Source organism: Vagococcus zengguangii, assembly GCF_005145005.1.
GTDB classification, from domain to species: Bacteria; Bacillota; Bacilli; order Lactobacillales; family Vagococcaceae; genus Vagococcus_A; species Vagococcus_A zengguangii.
This window is the reverse complement of sequence record NZ_CP039712.1, coordinates 1,955,001-1,975,699: the sequence shown is the minus strand read 5'-3', so window position 1 is coordinate 1,975,699 and position 20,699 is coordinate 1,955,001. Positions and strand designations below refer to the sequence as shown.

The 20,699-nt window shown below is 39.9% G+C and carries 16 protein-coding genes and 2 rRNA genes (1 of these 18 only partly in view); 17 read left to right on the top strand and 1 reads right to left on the bottom strand.

Annotated features, from left to right (window positions below; genetic code table 11):
* Positions 1–50: 50 nt before the first annotated feature.
* The 3 genes from FA707_RS09400 (at position 51) to FA707_RS09390 (ending at position 1,595) form a co-directional block, all read left to right on the top strand.
* On the top strand, positions 51–386 hold the full coding sequence (locus tag FA707_RS09400) for a zinc ribbon domain-containing protein YjdM (RefSeq protein WP_136953953.1): 336 nt from the start codon (positions 51–53) through the stop codon (positions 384–386).
* Between the two features lie 154 nt (positions 387–540).
* Entirely contained in the window at positions 541–1,224 is a 684-nt protein-coding gene (locus tag FA707_RS09395; RefSeq protein ID WP_136953952.1) for a zinc metallopeptidase, read from the top strand.
* 29 nt (positions 1,225–1,253) lie between these two features.
* The gene (locus tag FA707_RS09390; protein ID WP_136953951.1) at positions 1,254–1,595 is read left to right on the top strand and encodes a hypothetical protein; all 342 of its coding nucleotides are present in this window, start codon (positions 1,254–1,256) and stop codon (positions 1,593–1,595) included.
* 52 nt (positions 1,596–1,647) lie between these two features.
* Here FA707_RS09390 and FA707_RS09385 read toward each other — a convergent pair whose 3' ends face one another.
* Positions 1,648–3,030 carry a L,D-transpeptidase family protein gene (locus FA707_RS09385; protein WP_136953950.1) on the bottom strand — a complete coding sequence of 461 codons (1,383 nt, stop codon included), beginning with the start codon at positions 3,028–3,030 and terminating at the stop codon, positions 1,648–1,650.
* A 229-nt stretch (positions 3,031–3,259) separates the two neighbouring features.
* On the opposite strand from FA707_RS09385, the gene pth reads away from it, so the two are divergent.
* From pth to FA707_RS09315, 14 genes are all read left to right on the top strand, one after another.
* Positions 3,260–3,829, top strand: a complete 570-nt coding sequence (gene pth / locus FA707_RS09380) for an aminoacyl-tRNA hydrolase (RefSeq protein ID WP_136953949.1) — start codon at positions 3,260–3,262, stop codon at positions 3,827–3,829.
* Positions 3,830–3,839: 10 nt separating this feature from the next.
* Positions 3,840–7,367: a transcription-repair coupling factor gene (mfd, locus tag FA707_RS09375; RefSeq protein ID WP_136953948.1), complete on the top strand. Its 3,528-nt coding sequence runs from the start codon at positions 3,840–3,842 to the stop codon at positions 7,365–7,367.
* A 10-nt stretch (positions 7,368–7,377) separates the two neighbouring features.
* A complete protein-coding gene (locus tag FA707_RS09370; RefSeq protein ID WP_136953947.1) occupies positions 7,378–8,961 on the top strand; it encodes a polysaccharide biosynthesis protein in 1,584 nt (527 codons plus the stop codon).
* Positions 8,962–8,966: 5 nt separating this feature from the next.
* Positions 8,967–9,242, top strand: a complete 276-nt coding sequence (locus FA707_RS09365) for an RNA-binding S4 domain-containing protein (RefSeq protein ID WP_136953946.1) — start codon at positions 8,967–8,969, stop codon at positions 9,240–9,242.
* A gap of 61 nt (positions 9,243–9,303) precedes the next feature.
* Entirely contained in the window at positions 9,304–9,750 is a 447-nt protein-coding gene (locus tag FA707_RS09360; RefSeq protein ID WP_168177391.1) for an FtsB family cell division protein, read from the top strand.
* A 37-nt stretch (positions 9,751–9,787) separates the two neighbouring features.
* Positions 9,788–10,249: a S1 domain-containing RNA-binding protein gene (locus tag FA707_RS09355; protein ID WP_136953944.1), complete on the top strand. Its 462-nt coding sequence runs from the start codon at positions 9,788–9,790 to the stop codon at positions 10,247–10,249.
* A gap of 73 nt (positions 10,250–10,322) precedes the next feature.
* Positions 10,323–11,693 carry a tRNA lysidine(34) synthetase TilS gene (gene tilS, locus FA707_RS09350; protein WP_136953943.1) on the top strand — a complete coding sequence of 457 codons (1,371 nt, stop codon included), beginning with the start codon at positions 10,323–10,325 and terminating at the stop codon, positions 11,691–11,693.
* A gap of 27 nt (positions 11,694–11,720) precedes the next feature.
* Positions 11,721–12,260, top strand: coding sequence for a hypoxanthine phosphoribosyltransferase (gene hpt, locus FA707_RS09345; protein WP_136953942.1), 540 nt, complete (start codon positions 11,721–11,723; stop codon positions 12,258–12,260).
* A 68-nt stretch (positions 12,261–12,328) separates the two neighbouring features.
* On the top strand, positions 12,329–14,473 hold the full coding sequence (gene ftsH, locus FA707_RS09340; RefSeq protein WP_136953941.1) for an ATP-dependent zinc metalloprotease FtsH: 2,145 nt from the start codon (positions 12,329–12,331) through the stop codon (positions 14,471–14,473).
* A 65-nt stretch (positions 14,474–14,538) separates the two neighbouring features.
* Entirely contained in the window at positions 14,539–15,426 is an 888-nt protein-coding gene (hslO, locus tag FA707_RS09335; RefSeq protein ID WP_136953940.1) for an Hsp33 family molecular chaperone HslO, read from the top strand.
* Between the two features lie 13 nt (positions 15,427–15,439).
* Positions 15,440–16,432: a tRNA dihydrouridine synthase DusB gene (gene dusB, locus FA707_RS09330; protein WP_281277682.1), complete on the top strand. Its 993-nt coding sequence runs from the start codon at positions 15,440–15,442 to the stop codon at positions 16,430–16,432.
* 105 nt (positions 16,433–16,537) lie between these two features.
* The gene (lysS, locus tag FA707_RS09325) at positions 16,538–18,004 is read left to right on the top strand and encodes a lysine--tRNA ligase (protein WP_136954229.1); all 1,467 of its coding nucleotides are present in this window, start codon (positions 16,538–16,540) and stop codon (positions 18,002–18,004) included.
* Between the two features lie 510 nt (positions 18,005–18,514).
* Positions 18,515–20,075: ribosomal RNA gene (locus FA707_RS09320) — 16S ribosomal RNA — on the top strand.
* A 237-nt stretch (positions 20,076–20,312) separates the two neighbouring features.
* A 23S ribosomal RNA gene (locus FA707_RS09315) occupies positions 20,313–20,699 on the top strand; it runs 2,530 nt beyond the window's last position.
* The 16S and 23S rRNA genes sit together here, the layout of an rRNA operon.

Genomic DNA, 20,699 nt, shown 5'->3' with positions numbered 1-20,699 from the left:
TCCTAATAGTTATGTTATGCTTAGGAAAAATATAAAAGGAGGAAATCTAAATGATTCCAAATTGTCCAAAATGTCAATCAACTTATGTCTACGAAGATCAGTTTTTCTTTGTATGCCCGGAATGTGGCCATGAGTTCAAAGAAGAGGACACTGTTGAAGAGCAGGTTGTTGTAAAAGATTCAAATGGAAATCCTATCCAAACAGGCGATACCGTAACGGTTATTAAAGACTTAAAAGTCAAAGGTAGCTCAACAGCGATAAAAAAAGGTACAACGGTTAAAAACATCCGTGTCTTAGAAAATCCAGTTAATGGTCACGATATCGATTGTAAAATTGATGGATTCGGCGCGATGCAATTAAAATCAGAATTCGTTAAAAAAATCTAATGAGTGATGAAACAGATAAGTCAGATTGGCTTGTCTGTTTTTTTGTGGTTAAAATCTAAAGATGTATTAAGGATAATAGCTTTTAAGACTTAAAACTTTTATCCTTTATCAAGAAAACGTTATAATATAATTAAATTAAAAAGGGGGAAGTGGTATGTGGTTTGATCAAACTTATTTTTTGATTATTATAGGAGCATTGTTATCAATGGCGGCGTCTAGCTATGTTCAGAGCACATTTGCTAAATATAGTGAGATTCAAAATGAAAAGGGATTAACGGGTGATGATGTTGCACGTTTAATCTTGAACGATGCTGATATTCATGATGTTCAAGTAAGGCGTATGCAGGGCTCGTTGACAGATAATTATAACCCACGTGAGAAGATGTTGAATTTATCAGAAAGTGTGGGTCCGTCAACATCAGTTGCTGCAATTGGTGTCGCTGCGCATGAATGTGGGCATGCCATCCAAGATGACGTGGCGTTTTTCCCATTGAATATGCGTAATTTTTTAGCGCCAGTTGTTAATATCAGTGCTAACCTTTCTATTCCGTTAATTTTGGGAGGCTTTTTCTTTTCGATAGGTTCTCTTGTTAATATTGGGATTTTATGTTTTGGTTTGGTGTTGTTATTTCAATTGGTGACGTTACCTGTGGAGCTAGATGCTTCTAATCGTGCAATAAAAATTTTGAGAGCGAATGGTATGTTGACAGAAGATGAGTTAGGAATTGTAAAAAAAGTGTTAACAGCGGCTGCTCTAACGTATATCGCCAGTGCACTAGCAACATTTTTACAGTTTTACCGTTTGATTTTGTTATTTGGTAATCGTCGAGATGATTAAACAATCATGAATCATGGGAGGTTTTTAATATGAAGTCTTTAACAAAAGTTTTAGTAGGTAGTGGTGCAGTTGCAGTAGTAGGGACAAGTGCAGCGATTTTAGCGTCAAAAAAAGTGGTCAAACGTTTAAAAGGGTATGCTAAGAAACAAGAACTAAAGAAATTTGTTGATGAAAATATGAATGGCAATAACCAGTACCGTGAGATTGTAGATTTGTTAACGGAACAAGAAATTTTGAGTTTAACGAATACATTAGACCGAGTGAAACAACGACGTAAAGCAGTTAATGTGGTAGGTCCAAATGCTTCGGATGAAAAAGAAACAGTGAAAAAATTTTTAGTGAAGTTTTTAGACACTATGCCGATTTTATAATACAAATAAAGAAAAGCGCTACGACAATTAGTCGTGGCGCTTTTTCTAAATGTTAGAAGACTAAGACAGGTGTCCCAACTTCAACTTTTTCGAATAATTGTTTCATAATGTTAGGTGGTGTGTTGACACAGCCGTGTGAGCCACGTGTTTTCCATAAATCACCACCGTATTCTGGTTGCCAGTCAGAATCGTGGATTCCCACGCCAGTCCAATCAATTGGCATCCAGTAATCAACCGGAGACTCGTATTTAGAACCATCATCGTTAGTGCCTTTTAAGGTAGCGTTAAGTTCTTTGTTCCAAACATAGAAGACGCCAGGTGGTGTAGGTGTTTTAGGTTTTCCAGAGACAATGTCTGTTTCTAAAACAACTTTTCCATCTTTATAGTACCACATATGTTGGTTCGTTAAATCTACTTCAATATAAGTGTTGTTTACAAGGGGCCCACTTGGAGAGGCGCTTCCTTGATAAGCTGGTGAACGGTCTACGCTTTGGTTAGCCAACAAGTCAGCGGTTAAATTAGCCGCTTCTGTTTGAACAGCTATAGACCAACTATAGCTTCCTGCAGGTACACTGACAACTCCGCGTTTCGTACTTTTGAAGTCTGTTGGTTGTGTACTTGTGTTATATTGATTGGCTAGCCCGGTTAAATAATTTTGAACCGCCGTTTGGTCTAACGTTGCTTCTTTCGTTTGACTATCATAAAGTACCCAAGAGGCAATTGTCTCGGATGGAACATTTATGGTTTCACCGTTGATATGGTAAGTGACCGTTTGTTTTGTGATGTTTTCAATATGTTCTAACTCTTTTTTTAAGTGTTTATCATCTTTAGTGACGGTTGGCTTATCCACGAATTTTTCAATTTCAATCGTATGTTTTCCTTGAGCTAAATCGTCTTTTAATTCGTTAATAAATTTATCAACGTTAATGGCGTCACCATGAACTTCAGGTGTGATTTCAAAACCATTTTCTGTTTGTGCAATGGCTGCATTCACTGAAGGGGTACGCGTTTCGTTGATTTGAGTGATCTCTTGGCTTAATTCGTTTAAGGCACTTGTTAAGACCTCTTCGTTGATAGCGTTGCTTTCAATGGTATAGTCATGTTCCTTAAGGTGACTTAGTAACCACGTGTTTTTATTTTGCTTGCCAAGTAATACGGTTGCTTCTTTTTTAAAGTTATATTCAACGCCTAAAGTTGAAACTGACATTTCTTTCCAAGGTTTTTCTTTGTCGGTAATAATAAATTTTTTCTCATCGGCTTTGTTTGTTAACTTTCGATCAGCTTCAGCCGCTGTTAATCCACTTACATCTAAGTTGTTAATGGTTGTCTTTGGTAAGAAGCGATCTTGATAGAAAGATGCTTTAACAAAATAACCCACCGTAGCTAAAACAATTAGGAGCCCTAACAATGAGAGTAAAATTCCTTTTTTCTTCATAATTTCCCTCACTTTAACTTTTTTCTGTAATTAATTGTATCATACTTTCATTAAGTAAGAATATAAAAAGGTCTTTCTTAAGAGATTGATGAGATTAGCCGAGAAAGACATAAATATGATATACTGTTTGGGACACTGAGCAATCGAGATTGCTCGGTATTTTGTGCTTGTTTTAATATAAATCATAAAAGATAGTGTTACATAGGAAATATAAAGGAGTAATGAAAGAATGAAAATAATCGTCGGATTGGGCAACCCGGGGAAAAAGTATGCCCCAACTAAACATAATATCGGGTTTATAACCTTAGATGAGCTAGCTAGCCGAGAAAAAGTCAGCTTTAATAAATATCAATTTGAAGGCGAGATTGCCGAATTGTTCATTAATGGTGAAAAGATTCTGTTAGTTAAGCCGCAAACATTTATGAATGAGTCTGGACGCTGTATCCGTCCGTTAATGGATTACTATCAATTAACGGTTGAGGATGTTGTAGTTATTTATGATGATATGGATTTACCAGTGGGGAAAATCCGTTTACGTGAAAAAGGCAGTGCTGGTGGACATAACGGGATTAAGAGCTTGATTCAACATTTAGGCACGCAAAATTTTAAACGCATTAAAATTGGCGTGAATCGACCGTATCCCGGTCAAGATGTGGTAAGCCACGTTTTAAGTCCGTTCCCGAAAGGAACGCATGAAGAGATGCTACTGGCAGTGAAAACAGCAGCCGATGCGTGTGAAGATTGGATACAACATGATGATTTTGTGGGAACGATGAACCGCTACAACGGCAAAATTTAGGAGTGACAAGATGGCTTTATTAGAAAAAGTATTAGCATCAACTAAAATAAATCAGTGGCTTGAAGGAACAAACGAATCTGGCAATCAGCTGTTAGTGGGTTTGACCAATTCAGCTAAAACGCTAGCGATGGCTAGTTTGTATCAGGCTAAAGGCAATAAAACGGTAATTGTCGTACCTAACATTTATCAAATGGGCGTGATATTAGAAGATTTACGTCATTTATTTCCTGACGAAGTATTATATAGTTTTCCAATAGATGAGGTGACGTCGGCCGAGATGAGTATTGTCTCACCAGAAGTCATGGCAGAAAAAATTCAGGCGTTGTCTTTTTTAGCGAGCAATCGTTCAGGGGTATTGGTTGTCCCAACAGCTGGTTTTCGTCGTTATTTGCCTGCTAAAGACACTTGGTTAGCTTACGAGCAAACCATTAGTGTGGGGCAAGAGCTTGATTTGACGGCTTTAACAGAAAAATTAGTTTTAATGGGTTATCGTCGTGAAGGGATGATCACCAAACCAGGTGAGTTTAGCTTGCGCGGTAGTATTATTGATATTTATCCGTTGACCAACGCCAATCCTTATCGAATTGATTTGTTTGATACAGAAATCGATTCTTTACGAACGTTTGATGTTGAGACCCAACGTTCACTTGAGAATGTGGATAGTTTCTTATTAACCCCTGCAACGGATGTCGTGGTGACAAAAGAAGAATTAGCAGTTGCTTCAGAAAAATTACGTAAGAAAGTCGCAAAACAAGCGGCTGTCATGAGTGATCCTGACGATAAAGGGTTATTTATGGCTTATTTTGACGATTTAGCAAGTGAGTGGAGTCAGGGTCATCCAACCGAATCGATTCGCCAATGGTTAGAAGTAGTTTATCCAGAAAAAATCACCTTACTTGATTATTTAGAGATAGACGACCAGTTAATCTTTGATGATTACGCGCGTATTTTAGAAGTCGAAAAAGAATTGGTAGTGGAAGAAGCCGAGTGGCAGGCGATGAAACTACAAGAAGTCCGCATGTTAACGGATATTTCGTTTGGACAAGATATTCGCAAGTTAATCAAACAAGAACGCATCTCGCAATCATTTTTATCGTTGTTCCAAAAAGGCATGGGCCGCATGAAGTTTAAAGCTGTCACAAGTTTCGAGTGCCGCGCCATGCAACAATTTTTCGGTCAAATGCCGCTTTTAAAAGAAGAAGTTGCGAATTGGCATAAGAAAAAAGAAACAGTAATTATTTTGGCATCTGATGAAGAGAAGAGCCAAAAACTGCTAGAGATGATGGAAGATTATGATATTCCGGTTGTCGTGCAACATCACGGTGAAATCATCGAAGGGCAAACCCAAATTCGTCTGGGAGCATTACAAAATGGTTTTGAGTGGATTGATGAAAAACTAGTAATCGTCACGGAAAAAGAATTACTAAAAACCGTTAAGCGTAAACGCGCACGTCGTCAAACGATTTCGAATGCCGAACGTTTACGTAGCTATAATGAATTAAAAGTTGGCGACTACGTGGTACACGTTAACCACGGAATTGGTAAATATGTCGGTATGGAAACCTTGGTCAGCGGAGGTGTTCATCAAGACTACATCTCGATTTTGTATCAAAACAATGACAAATTATTCATTCCAGTTACTCAACTTGATTTGATTCAAAAATACGTCGCTTCTGAATCGAAGTCCCCTAAGATTAACAAATTAGGCGGTAACGAATGGACGAAGACTAAGAAAAAAGTTGCCGGCAAAGTCGAAGATATTGCTGATGACTTAATTAAACTTTACGCAGCGCGTGAGGCAGAAAAAGGTTTTGCTTTTTCCCCAGACGATAGTTTGCAAAAAGAATTTGAAGATGCTTTCCCCTATTCTGAAACAGAAGATCAATTGCGTAGTATTCAAGAAATTAAAAAAGATATGGAAAAGGCTAAACCAATGGATCGTCTATTAGTAGGTGATGTGGGATATGGTAAAACAGAAGTTGCTATTCGTGCAGCGTTTAAAGCTATTCGCGATAATAAACAAGTGGCGGTTCTCGTACCAACGACGGTTTTAGCACAACAACATTATGAAACGATGGTCGATCGTTTCCGTGATTTCCCTGTTTGTGTCGGCTTATTGAGTCGTTTTAGAAGTAAGAAACAACAAGAAGAAACGATTGAACAATTGAAAAAAGGCCAGTTAGATATCGTGGTCGGTACCCATCGTGTGTTATCGAGCGATATTGAATTTCAAGATTTAGGTCTGCTTGTGATTGATGAAGAACAACGTTTTGGAGTGAAACACAAAGAACGTCTAAAACAATTGCGTAAACAAGTTGACGTCTTAACTTTAACGGCGACCCCAATTCCAAGAACGTTACACATGTCAATGCTTGGGGTGCGTGATTTGTCGGTTATTGAAACCCCGCCTTCAAACCGTTATCCGGTTCAAACTTACGTCATGGAAGAAAACTTCGGGGCGATTCGTGACGGAATTGAACGAGAGATGGCACGTGGCGGACAAGTTTTCTATCTACACAACCGTGTCGATACCATCGAACAAAAAGTTGGGGAACTACAAGCGTTAGTGCCGGATGCTAGAATTGCGCATGCGCATGGGCAAATGTCGGAAGTGCAATTAGAAAACGTCTTAATGGACTTTATCGATGGTGCGTATGATGTCTTAGTGACAACGACGATTATCGAAACGGGCATTGATATTCCTAACGCTAATACGCTATTTGTTGAAAATGCTGACCATATGGGCTTATCGCAACTGTATCAATTACGAGGACGTGTTGGTCGTAGTAATCGTGTTGCCTATGCGTACTTTATGCATGCCCCGCAAAAAATATTGAGTGAAGTCGGCGAGAAGCGCCTGCAAGCCATTAAAGATTTTACCGAATTAGGTTCTGGCTTTAAAATCGCGATGCGCGATTTATCCATTCGTGGAGCGGGTAATTTATTGGGCGCGCAACAACACGGCTTTATCGACACAGTCGGTTTTGATTTGTACTCACAAATGTTAGAAGAAGCAGTCGCTCGCAAACAAGGCAAAGAAGCTTCAGAATATAAAACGTCTGTTGAAATTGATTTGGAATTAAACGCTTATTTACCGGAAACTTATATTAGCGATGAACGTCAAAAAATTGAGATATACAAACGAGTCCGTCAATTAGAAAGTCGTGAAATGTATGATGAATTAGAGGGCGATTTAATTGACCGATTCGGTGAGTTTCCTGATGAAGTCGTTTATTTATTAACGGTCGGGCGCATTAAGATGGACGGCGATCGTGCGCTAATTGATTCTATTCGAAAATCTGGCCAACGTTTGACGATTCGTTTAAGCAAAGTCGGTTCGAAAACATATATGGTGGAAGATTTGTTTAAAGCCTTAAGCGCTACTACCTTGAAATCAGACATGGGACAAGATGGTGACGTGATGGTCATTACATTAACGGTTCCTAATCAAATGTTAGAAGAAGTTTGGCTGAAAGAACTAGCAAAATTTGTTGAAGCGTTACGTAAACAACGTTTGACCAAAGAAGCGTCAGCTTAGGGGGACGCCTATGGATAATAAAGCAAGCAATACGTTATTAAAAGGCACCGTGCTGTTGTCAGTTAGTGCTTTTTTGGTCAAAATATTGAGCGCTATCTATCGCGTGCCTTTTCAAAATATTGTAGGGGACGAAGGTTTTTATGTCTTCCAACAAGTCTATCCTATTTATGGGATTGCGAGCATAATGGCATTGGAGGGTTTACCGCTATTCATTTCTAAATTAGTAGCGGAATCAGATGATAATATCGCGACTTTGCGCTTGCTTAATCAATTGCGCCGGATGATTTGGTTGATTTGTGTGATATTATGTGTCTTCTTTTTGGTCTTCGCCCGATTTTTAGCTGAATTGATGGGGGACGTCCAACTGACACCACTTATTCGCATAACGGCTTTCTTATTTTTATTTGTTCCCAATCTGGCGTTATACCGCGGTTATATGCAAGGCAAGTTGTTGCTTGAGGGGACAGCTGTCTCGCAGTTAATTGAACAGGTCCTACGTGTGGGCGTGATTTTGGTAAGTGCATGGATGCTCCAAAAAGGGTTATTAGGAGATGTCTATGAAACGGGTGTTGTTGCTTCAAGTGGTGCACTTGTTGGAGCAGCTGGTGCCGTCATGTATATTGCACGGGTGACACGGAAAGAAAACACGCTGATCTCGTTTGAACATGTATCGAGCGAAATTCATGATACTAAGGCACTTTGGAAAAGGTTATTGGCTGAAGGTGGCATGATATGTTTATATGCAGCGTTATTGGTCATTTTTCAACTTGTGGATTCATTTATTATGAAAAATGCGTTAGTCGCGTCAGGCGTTTCAGAATTGCAGGCGAAAATCATTAAAGGTGCGTATGACCGTGGGCAACCATTAGCTCAGGTTGGAATGGTTATCAGCACAGCCTTAGTGGTGGGGCAACTTCCTAATTTGATGCAATTAAAAAAAGAAGTCGGTGAAAGTTATCAAACCCGCTTTAAACAATTAATGAAACTAGCCGCGATGGTCGGATTAGCAGCGACCGTTGGCTTAATAGCTATAGTACCTGAATTAAATGTGGGATTATTTGGTGATAATAAAGAAACTTTTGCTATCCGTCTGTTTGTGGTAGTAGTGGCCTTAATGAGTGTGATTCAAATGTTACAAGTGATTGCTCAAACCAATCACGCTAATAAATTATTATTTAAAATCAGCTTGTTAGGGATGGGGGCAAAACTATTAACGAGTTTTCCTTTAATTTATTGGTTAGGTAGTATCGGTGCTAGTATATCGACAATTTTAGGGCTAGTGGTCATCTTAGCTTTGTTGTATGATAAAGTATACTTACGTGAAGCTGGTAAACATCGTCCAAGCTATTTACTTCATTTAACCGTGTTACTCGTGTTGATGTATGTTGTAGTCATGGGGGTTCGCCTAGTTTGGCAAGGGTTGCCATTAGAACAATTTTTAAACAAACGCGTCTCTGCTATCTTGCTGTCTGCTGCGGCAGCCTTAATTGGTGGGGGAACGTTTGGTTATACAGTAATCAAAACTCACTTGATTACAGAAGAAGAATATGAGGTTTTTTCTGTCAATAAAGTAATAAATAAAATCAAGAGGTGAAGACTATGCGTTTAGATAAATTTTTGAAAATTTCACGCTTAATTAAACGACGTTCGGTTGCTAAAGAAGTAGCTGATAAAGGGCGTATTTCAATCAATGACAAGTTAGCAAAATCTTCAAGTAAAGTAGCTATCGGTGATAAATTAACGATTGTCTTTGGGAATAAAACACTTGAAGTTAACGTGTTAGCGTTGCATGAATCAACTAAAAAAGAAGATGCCGCATCTATGTATGAAATTATTCAGGAAATTGATACACGAGAAAAGCCTAATTTTGATTAGACAACGGCTAAACATGTTGCTATAATGGAAACTAGAAAATAAATTAATTATGGGGGTTACTATGGAAGAATTGAATAATTATTATTACGATGAACAAGATAATCAAAAAAATTCACCGTCTAATGTAACCGAGTTAGCTACCCATTATACAAAAGAGCAACGACGAGATTTTAGTGACGTTCAAAAGCAAATTATATATAGACGACGTAGAATGTCGGTCGTAGGCATTCTTTCAGTATTGATGTTAGGCTTTTTAGGAACGACCATCATCAAAAACTTAACGCACATTTCTGTTCTTGAAAAAGAGTATGCTAGTTCAGTCAAAGAGCAAGCAAGTTTAACAGATAAACAAGACTTGCTTTCACAAGAAGTTGAGTTGCTTAATGATCCAGAATATTTAGCGAAGTTAGCACGTCAAAAATTATTGATTTCAGCAGAAGATGAGACGGTTTACTATATTCCTAAATTGGATAAAAAATTACAAGAAGATAACAAAAACAACCAATAATTAAAAGGTAAAGATTTGAAAGGGGAACAATGGTTTTATGTCGATTGAAGTAGGCGGAAAAGTATCGGGGAAAGTATCAGGAATTACTAATTTTGGAGCATTCATTGATTTAGGAGAAGGTAAAACGGGATTAGTCCACATTAGTGAAGTTTCAAATAATTACGTAAAAGATATCAACGACGTGTTAACCGTTGGTGATACAGTAGAAGTGAAAGTAATGAGTGTTGGCACAGACGGCAAAATTGGCTTGTCAATTCGTCGTTTATTAGAAGGGGCAGAAGGAACTGCTAATGAAGGTGCTAGCCGTCCTCCGAGAAAACCTAGAGAAGAACGCGCTCCTCGTAAAGAATATCGTAAACCGGCTGTTCAATCAGTAGCGAAAAAACAAAATTTTGATGATTTAATGAGTGATTTCATGAAAGATAGTGAAGATCGTTTATTATCGTTAAAACGTAACACAGAAGGTAAACGTGGTGGCCGCGGCGGACGTCGTAGCTAAGAACACGTACAAATAAAGAGGTGCGACTATTAGTCACACCTCTTTTATCTTTTTAGAGAATAAGGAGGGCGAGATGGAGCAAGCCTTTAAACAGATTATCGAGAAACAAGGTTATTGGCGAGGGCAAGACCGTGTCTTAGTTGCTGTTTCAGGTGGAGTTGATTCGATGGTCTTACTAGCTTTATTACAACGATTACCACAATATTTACGTCCTGCTGAAATAGGCGTGGCCCATTTTAATCATCATTTACGTGTGGAAGCAGATGATGATGCTCAAGCAGTCGCAAACTATTGTCAGCAACATCAACTATCGTTTTATTTAGGCGAGTGGCTTGAACCAACTTCTGAAAACGGTATTGAAGCAGCTGCGCGTCAAGCACGTTACGATTTTTTACTTGCAACGGCTAAAGAGCAACAGTACGATATGTTGCTAACAGCTCACCACGGAGATGATCAAGTAGAGACGTTATTAATCAAATTAATTCGCGGTAGTTCGTTACAAAATATGGTAGGGATTCGTCCTGTCAGTTGGCGAGAAGACGTGAAAATCGTGCGCCCGTTACTGGCATTCAATAAAGCAAGCATTGAAAATTGGGCCACAAATCAACACGTTCCTTATTGGGAAGATGCAAGCAATCAACAGGATAACTATCTAAGAAATCGAGTGCGTCATCATCTTGTCCCACAAATTGCTAATGAAGCGCCACACTACGTTGAGAAGTGGGCGGATTTTACGAATCAATTAAATTTAGCTAATGATCTTATTAAGACTCGTGTGAGCGAACTTTATCCACAATGTGTGGTTACAGTAGCACAGCAATTGTATGGTGAACAGCTTGATTTGCTAAAATGGCGCGAATTTTCTGAAGCGGAGCGTTATTTTTTGTTGAGTGAATTTTTCCAACGGAATTTAATTGCTAAAGGTGGCACACTCTCTCAACGCCAATTGCAACAAATGATAAGTGATTTGACAACAGCAGGTGAACAAGTGTGGACACTAGCGGATAACTGGTGTGTTCAAAAATCTTATCACTTTCTTAAACTATCCAACCAGCAGCTCTCACCGAGCGAAAAAATAGCAGGAAGCATCAGTCAATTAGGTGATCAGTTTACTTTACCGAATGATGGTTTACTCATGCTGGAAGAAACACAGAAACTTACGCAAGAGAGGGATGAAGTGATCATTCCCTTGGATTGGTTGCCTTTAACCGTCCGCTCATATGAACCTGGTGATCGCTTCGTGCTTGATGCATCAGGGCAAACGAAGAAAGTTTCCCGCCTGTTCATTGATAAAAAAATCTCCAAAACAGAACGTCTCAACATCCCGTTAGTGTTAAATAGACACGACGAAGTTGTTTGGATTGTCGGTTTTAGAAAAAGTTATTTGAGTATTGTCCCTGAAACTGATAAAATATTTTACAAGCTAACTTATTACAAAAGATGAGTAGTTATTCGGAAGGAGAAACATAAGTTGGAAAAAGACATTAAAAAAGTATTAGTAAGTAGAGAAGAAATTGCACAAAAAACACAAGAATTCGGTGCTATCTTAACGGAAGAATATAAAGATACAATGCCTTTAGTAGTAGGTATTTTAAAAGGTGCTGTGCCATTTATGGCAGATTTAGTTCGTGAAATTAAGGTGCCTTTAGAGATGGATTTCATGGATGTTTCAAGTTATGGAGATGCGTTGGTTTCTTCTGGTGAAGTTAAAATCGTGAAAGATTTAAACACAAATGTTATGGGACGTGACGTATTAATTGTTGAAGATATTATCGACAGTGGACGTACATTAAAATATTTAGTCGAATTATTTATTTATCGTCAAGCTAAATCAGTTAAAATTGTGACACTTTTAGATAAGCCTGAAGGTCGCGCAGTAGAATTAGAAGCAGATTATGCTGGATTCTTAGTGCCTAATGAATTTGTAGTCGGCTATGGATTAGATTACAAAGAAAACTACCGTCATTTACCATACGTAGGTGTCTTAAAAGAAGAAGTCTACGAGTCATAATACTAACTTTTTGATGGAGTTATGATAAAATATAACTATCAATGGTAAAAATAGGAGGAGGCGCTTGAATGAACAAAAAGAAGAGTGGTGCGCCTAAAGGGACGGCTTATTATCTAGTGTTATTAATTGCACTAGCGTTACTAATGAGCTGGTTTTTTAATGGAGACCGCAGTGTAGGAACAGAAATACCTTATTCGACATTTAGTCAAAAATTAGATAAAGGTTTGGTTAAAGAATTTGAAGTAAAACCAGGTAATGGTGCCTATGTCATTAATGGGACGTATACCGAGAAACAAAAAGTGGAAAGCAATGGTGTCAAAGTATTTGGAGGTACAACAGCTGAAACAGATAGTTTTAGCACAACCATGTTGCCAAATGACAGCTCAATTGCCAAAGTGATTGATAAAGCTGAAGATGTTGGAGCAAGTGTTAAAGTTCAGGAAGAAAGCAGCAGTGGGGCTTTCTTAACTATCTTATTATCAATTGTACCGTTATTATTTATGGGATTCTTATTCTATATGATGATGGGACAAGGTCAGCAAGGCGGCGGTGGCCGTGGTGTGATGAACTTCGGTAAATCAAAAGCCAAAGAAGCTGACAAAACAGCTAATAAAATTCGTTTTTCTGATGTCGCTGGTGCGGAAGAAGAAAAACAAGAGTTAGTCGAAGTGGTTGAGTTCTTGAAAGACCCACGACGTTTCGTAGAATTAGGCGCGCGTATCCCGGCAGGTGTCTTATTAGAAGGACCTCCAGGGACAGGTAAAACATTACTTGCTAAAGCCGTAGCCGGTGAAGCAGGTGTGCCGTTCTATTCAATCTCAGGTTCAGACTTCGTTGAGATGTTTGTTGGGGTTGGGGCAAGTCGTGTACGTGACTTATTCGAAAGTGCGAAGAAAAATGCACCGTCAATCATCTTCATCGATGAAATCGATGCAGTTGGTCGTCAACGTGGCGCTGGTATGGGCGGTGGACACGATGAGCGTGAACAAACCCTTAACCAAATGTTAGTTGAAATGGATGGTTTTAACGGTAATGAAGGTGTTATCGTAATTGCTGCTACGAACCGTTCAGATGTCTTGGATCCAGCATTATTAAGACCAGGTCGTTTTGACCGTCAAATCTTAGTGGGTCGTCCAGATGTTAAAGGTCGTGAAGCAATTCTGAAAGTCCATGCGAAAAACAAACCGTTAGCAGCTGATGTTGACTTGAAAGTCATTGCACAACAAACACCAGGTTTTGCAGGTGCTGATTTAGAAAACTTATTAAACGAAGCAGCGTTAGTAGCAGCTCGTCGTGATAAGAAGAAAATTGATTCATCAGACGTTGATGAAGCGCAAGACCGTGTGATTGCTGGTCCTGCTAAGAAAGACCGCGTCATTAGCGCGAAAGAGCGTGATTTAGTGGCTTACCATGAAGCAGGTCATACAATCTGTGGCTTAGTTTTAGGTGATGCTCGCACCGTTCATAAAGTAACAATTGTGCCACGTGGCCGTGCCGGTGGTTACATGATTGCTTTACCAAAAGAAGATCGTTTCTTAATGACTAAAGAAGAAATGTTCGAACAAATTGTTGGCTTACTTGGTGGACGTGTCGCAGAAGAAGTATTCTTCGGCGTGAAATCTACTGGTGCAAGCAATGACTTCGAACAAGCAACTGGCTTAGCACGTAGTATGGTAACGGAATACGGAATGAGTGACCGTCTAGGAACTGTTCAGTATGAAGGGAACCATCAAGTCTTTGTTGGTCGCGACTACGGTCAAACAAAAGCTTACTCAGATCAAGTGGCTTACGAAATCGATGAAGAAGTTCGTCGTATTTTAAACGAAGCACATGATAAAGCCAAAGAAATTATCGAAGAAAATCGTGACAAACATGAGTTAATTGCGAAAATGTTATTAGAACACGAAACGTTAGATGCTCGTCAAATTAAATCATTATTTGAAACAGGCGAAATGCCTTCTAATGATTTAACAGAAGAATTCCCCAGCGAAACAGCGCGTTCTTTTGAAGAAGCAAAACAAGCTTTAGAAAAGAAAGAAGCTGAAAAGCAAGCGGAATATGATGAACAACATCCAGAAACAGCGACTGAAACATCAACAACTGATGCCGAAGAAGCAGTTGAAGAAGTTGTGGCACAAGCGAAACCTGAAGTAACAGAATTCCCTTCAGAACATCAAATTGAGCAAAACGATAGTGAAAATGAACAACAATAGGATATGATAAGGTGGGTTGCCTAGGCGACCCACTTTTAATGTTTAATAAAGAAAAGGTGAAAGACATGACAGATTATTTAATTAAAGCATTAGCATTTGATGGACAAATTAGAGCATTTGCAGTCAATGCAACAGAAACAGTAAGCGAAGCACAACGACGTCATGATACTTGGCATAGCGCATCAGCTGCCTTGGGTCGCTCATTAGTTGGTGGTTTATTATTAGGTTCTCAATTAAAAGGTGAAGATAAATTAACAGTAAAAATCGAAGGTAATGGACCAGGTGGTTTGATTATGGTCGATGCGAATGGTAAAGGGGAAGTAAAAGGATACATTACGAACCCACACGTTGCCTTACCACTAAATGAAAAAGGCAAAATCGATGTACGTGGAGTTGTCGGTACAGAAGGTTCATTGACAGTGATTAAAGACCTAGGAATGAAAGAGCCGTTTTCAGGACAAGTTCCATTAGTTTCAGGTGAATTAGGCGAAGATTTCACATATTATTTAGCAAACTCTGAACAAGTGCCTTCAGCAGTCGGGCTAAGTGTCTTAGTGGATACCGACGATTCAATTATCGCATCAGGTGGATTCATGATCCAAGTAATGCCTGGTGCAACGGAAGAAACTCTAGATGAAATTGAACGTCGTTTAGCAGAGATTCCATTTGTTTCACGTTTAATTGAACAAGGGGAAAAACCAGAAGAAATCTTAAATCGTTTGTTAGGAGAAGAAAACCTACAAATTTTAGACAAGATGGATGTTGGGTTCAACTGTCATTGTTCAAAAGAGCGTTTTAGCGGTATGTTAATGACACTAGGCGTAGCTGACTTAAAAGAGATTATCGAAGAAGATCATGGTGCTGAAACAGTGTGCCATTTCTGTAATAATAAGTATCACTTCTCAGAGGACGATTTAAATGAATTGGTCGCTGAGATTGAAGGGTCAAAATAAGGGGGAGCCCACTTTGTGGAAAATAGGTAATGTAGAAATTCCAAACCGTGTTGTCGTAGCGCCAATGGCCGGTATTAGTAATAGTGCCTTCCGTTTAACTGTTAAAGAATTTGGTGCTGGTCTAGTCGTTTGTGAGATGATCAGTGACAAAGGGATTCATTTTAAAAATAAAAAAACATTAGACATGTTGCATATCGAAGAAGGCGAACACCCGATCAGTATTCAAATTTTCGGTGGTCAAAAAGAAACCTTAGTGGAAGCGGCTCAATTCGTGGCTGAAAATACGAAAGCAGATATTATTGATATCAATATGGGCTGTCCAGTTAATAAAATCATTAAAGCCGAAGCGGGTGCGCGTTGGTTATTAGATCCAAATAAAGTGTATGAGATGGTTGAAGCTGTTTCGTCAGCGGTTGACAAACCGGTAACAGTTAAAATGCGTATCGGTTGGGATGAAGACCATTTATTTGCGGTTGAAAATGCCCTAGCCGCTGAAAAAGCGGGTGCAAGTGCCATTGCGATGCATGGACGTACTCGTGTACAAATGTACGAAGGGAAAGCGAATTGGGATATTTTACGCCAAGTAAATGATGCCTTAACGATTCCTTTTATGGGGAATGGCGACGTGCGCACACCAGAAGATGCTAAACGCATGCTGGATGAAGTTGGCTGTGATGGCGTGATGATTGGTCGTGCGGCGTTAGGGAATCCGTGGATGATCTATTTAACAGAGCATTATCTACGCACTGGTGAGCTATTAGAAGAACCAGGTCCACGTGAGAAAATTACGACGGCTAAACTGCACTTAGAACGTTTAGTTAAATTAAAAGGGGCGAAACTAGCAACGCTTGAATTTAGACAACATGCTGCCTATTATTTGAAGAGTGTGCCACGTTCGGCTAAAGCAAAAGTTGCGATTAATCGTGCTGAAACGCCAGAAGAAATGGCGTTGATTTTGGAAGAGTTTATGGAAAAATCTGAAGAGATCGCATTAAGAAGAAGTTAGTCTAGGCAATGGGGAAATTTCCCTTGCCTTTTTTTGTAGTTTTGTGTCATTATAGTAGTTGAATATATAGGACAGGAGAGATATCAATTGACTGAACATCAAGAAATGAATGATCAGCTTATCGTACGACGAGAAAAAATGCAAGCCATCGCTGACGCTGGCCTAGATCCATTTGGCACACGTTTCGAAAGAACGCATAATTCTCAAGAATTACATACAATGTATGATGGTTTTTCAAAAGAAGAATTAGAAGAACAAAAAAATGAAGCAACTGTAGCAGGGCGTATTGTAACGAAGCGTGGTAAAGGGAAAGTTGGTTTCGCTCACTTACAAGACCGTGAAGGCCAAATTCAAGTTTACGTACGTAAAGATGCGTTAACAGAAGAAGAATATGATTTATTTGATCATGCTGATTTAGGTGACTTTATCGGAGTAACAGGCCAAATCATGAAAACAAATACAGGTGAAGTAACGATTAAACCTTCATCATTAACGTTCTTAAGTAAAGCCTTACGTCCGTTACCAGATAAATATCATGGTTTAACAAACGTCGAGCAACGTTACCGTCAACGTTATTTAGATTTAATTAGTAACCGCGACAGTTTTGATCGCTTCATGTTAAGAAGTAAAATTGTTTCAGAAATCCGTAACTACTTAAATCAAAATGGTTACTTAGAAGTTGAAACACCAACTTTACATAACTTAGCAGGTGGGGCAGCGGCTCGTCCATTTATTACACACCATAACGCTTTAGATATGGAATTATACTTACGTATCGCGTTAGAATTACACTTAAAACGTTTAATCGTTGGTGGTATGGAAAAAGTTTACGAAATCGGTCGTGTTTTCCGTAATGAAGGAATCGATACAACGCATAATCCAGAGTTTACCATGTTAGAAGTATACACAGCGTATGCTGATTACCGTGACATCATGGACTTAACAGAAGGAATTATTACACATGTTGCGCAAACTGTTCTAGGTAAATTACAAATTGAATACGGTGAAAACTTAATCAATTTAGAAGGCCCTTGGAAACGTGTCCACATGGTAGATGCAATTAAAGAAGCATGTGGTGTTGATTTCTGGCAAGAAATGACAGACGAAGAAGCACGTGCGATTGCAAAAGAACACAATGTCGAAATCGAAGATCACATGGACTTTGGGCATGTAGTTAACGAGTTCTTCGAAGCGTTTGTTGAAGAAACATTAGTTCAACCAACTTTCATTTATGGTCATCCAGTATCAATTTCGCCATTAGCGAAGAAAAATCCTGAAGATGGTCGTTTCACTGATCGTTTTGAATTCTTTATTTGTGGCCATGAATATGGTAATGCCTTTACTGAGTTGAACGATCCAATCGATCAACGTGAACGTTTTGAAGCGCAAATGAAAGAAAAAGAATTAGGTAATGATGAAGCTAACGAAATTGATGAAGACTTTATCGAAGCGTTAGAATACGGTATGCCGCCAACAGGTGGGCTAGGAATTGGTATCGATCGATTAGTTATGTTATTAACGAACTCTCAATCAATTCGTGACGTATTATTATTCCCAACAATGAGAAATTAATTTTAATAAAATAATTGCTTTTTTCAACATAACTTGCTATATTAATAGAAGTCATCCGGCTTCTTCAGCAAGTTGGTTGAAAAAAGCTTTTTTCATAAAAAAGACTTGACGATTATTCGCTCAAATGATAATCTAATAAAGTTCTTATAAGAGAGCGACTTGTTTTTTCGAAAGAAAAAAGTTAAAAAATATTTTCAAAAGTGGTTGACGAATTCAACTATGCGTGATAATATTTAGAAGTTGTCAGGGACGAAAGTTCTTAAAACAGCAAAATAAAAAAGTTTAAAAAAGTTGTTGACAACGTCAACTAAACATGTTAAACTTTAGAAGTTGTCACGAAAGACAACGACTTAAAAAGTAGACCTTTGAAAACTGAACAATGAATAAGACAAACCAAATGTGTAGGGTGTTTTACAAAGTGTAAAACAAAACCAAGCAATTTTTAAATTTTAGTGAAGTAATTCGCTAGCAAACATAAATGAGCGACATCTTCGGATGTTATCAAAACTTTTTATTGAGAGTTTGATCCTGGCTCAGGACGAACGCTGGCGGCGTGCCTAATACATGCAAGTCGAACGCATTTTGTTTCACCGGAGCTTGCTCCACCGAAACAAAATGAGTGGCGGACGGGTGAGTAACACGTGGGTAACTTGCCCATCAGAGGGGGATAACACTTGGAAACAGGTGCTAATACCGCATAATTCTTTTGACCGCATGGTCGAATGATAAAAGGCGCTTTCGGGTGTCGCTGATGGATAGACCCGCGCTGCATTAGCTAGTTGGTGAGGTAACGGCTCACCAAGGCCATGATGCATAGCCGACCTGAGAGGGTGATCGGCCACACTGGGACTGAGACACGGCCCAGACTCCTACGGGAGGCAGCAGTAGGGAATCTTCGGCAATGGACGAAAGTCTGACCGAGCAACGCCGCGTGAGTGAAGAAGGTTTTCGGATCGTAAAACTCTGTTGTTAGAGAAGAACAAGCGTGAGAGTAACTGTTCACGCCTTGACGGTATCTAACCAGAAAGCCACGGCTAACTACGTGCCAGCAGCCGCGGTAATACGTAGGTGGCAAGCGTTGTCCGGATTTATTGGGCGTAAAGCGAGCGCAGGCGGTTTCTTAAGTCTGATGTGAAAGCCCTCGGCTCAACCGAGGAAGGTCATTGGAAACTGGGAAACTTGAGTGCAGAAGAGGAGAGTGGAATTCCATGTGTAGCGGTGAAATGCGTAGATATATGGAGGAACACCAGTGGCGAAGGCGACTCTCTGGTCTGTAACTGACGCTGAGGCTCGAAAGCGTGGGGAGCAAACAGGATTAGATACCCTGGTAGTCCACGCCGTAAACGATGAGTGCTAAGTGTTGGAGGGTTTCCGCCCTTCAGTGCTGCAGCTAACGCATTAAGCACTCCGCCTGGGGAGTACGGTCGCAAGACTGAAACTCAAAGGAATTGACGGGGGCCCGCACAAGCGGTGGAGCATGTGGTTTAATTCGAAGCAACGCGAAGAACCTTACCAGGTCTTGACATCCTTTGACCATTCTAGAGATAGAACTTTCCCTTCGGGGACAAAGTGACAGGTGGTGCATGGTTGTCGTCAGCTCGTGTCGTGAGATGTTGGGTTAAGTCCCGCAACGAGCGCAACCCTTATTGTTAGTTGCCATCATTAAGTTGGGCACTCTAGCAAGACTGCCGGTGACAAACCGGAGGAAGGTGGGGATGACGTCAAATCATCATGCCCCTTATGACCTGGGCTACACACGTGCTACAATGGACAGTACAACGAGTCGCGAGACCGCGAGGTCAAGCTAATCTCTTAAAGCTGTTCTCAGTTCGGATTGTAGGCTGCAACTCGCCTACATGAAGCCGGAATCGCTAGTAATCGCGGATCAGAACGCCGCGGTGAATACGTTCCCGGGCCTTGTACACACCGCCCGTCACACCACGGGAGTTTGTAACACCCAAAGTCGGTGAGGTAACCTTTTAGGAGCCAGCCGCCTAAGGTGGGATAGATAACTGGGGTGAAGTCGTAACAAGGTAGCCGTATCGGAAGGTGCGGCTGGATCACCTCCTTTCTAAGGAATATTACGGAATACACAGGTTAGGATTATTCATTGTCAGTTTTGAGAGGTTTACTCTCAAACATTCGTTCATTGAAAACTGGATATTGAAACAAAATTAAAACAAACCGAAAACACCGCGTTGAAACGAGTTAATAAACAAAGTTCAATAGCTAAAACATAGGGTTGATGGAGCTGACTATCGCTAGTTGGTGGAAATCAAGAGTCTAGCACGAAAGTGGTAGCAAATAAGGTTAAGTGAATAAGGGCGCACGGTGGATGCCTTGGCACTAGAAGACGATGAAGGACGGGACTAACTCCGATAAGCTTTGGGGAGCTGTACGTAAGCTATGATCCAGAGATTTCCGAATGGGGCAACCCAGCAGCTTTTATAGGCTGTTACTCCTAACTGAATACATAGGTTAGTGAGGGTGAGACGCAGAGAACTGAAACATCTAAGTACCTGCAGGAAGAGAAAGAAAAATCGATTTCCTTAGTAGCGGCGAGCGAAACGGAAACAGCCCAAACCAACGAGCTTGCTCGTTGGGGTTGTAGGACTCAGCTGTGGTAGCTGTGAGTAGTAGTTGAATCGACCTGGAAAGGTCAGCTGAAAAGGGTGAAAGCCCCGTAAACGAAACT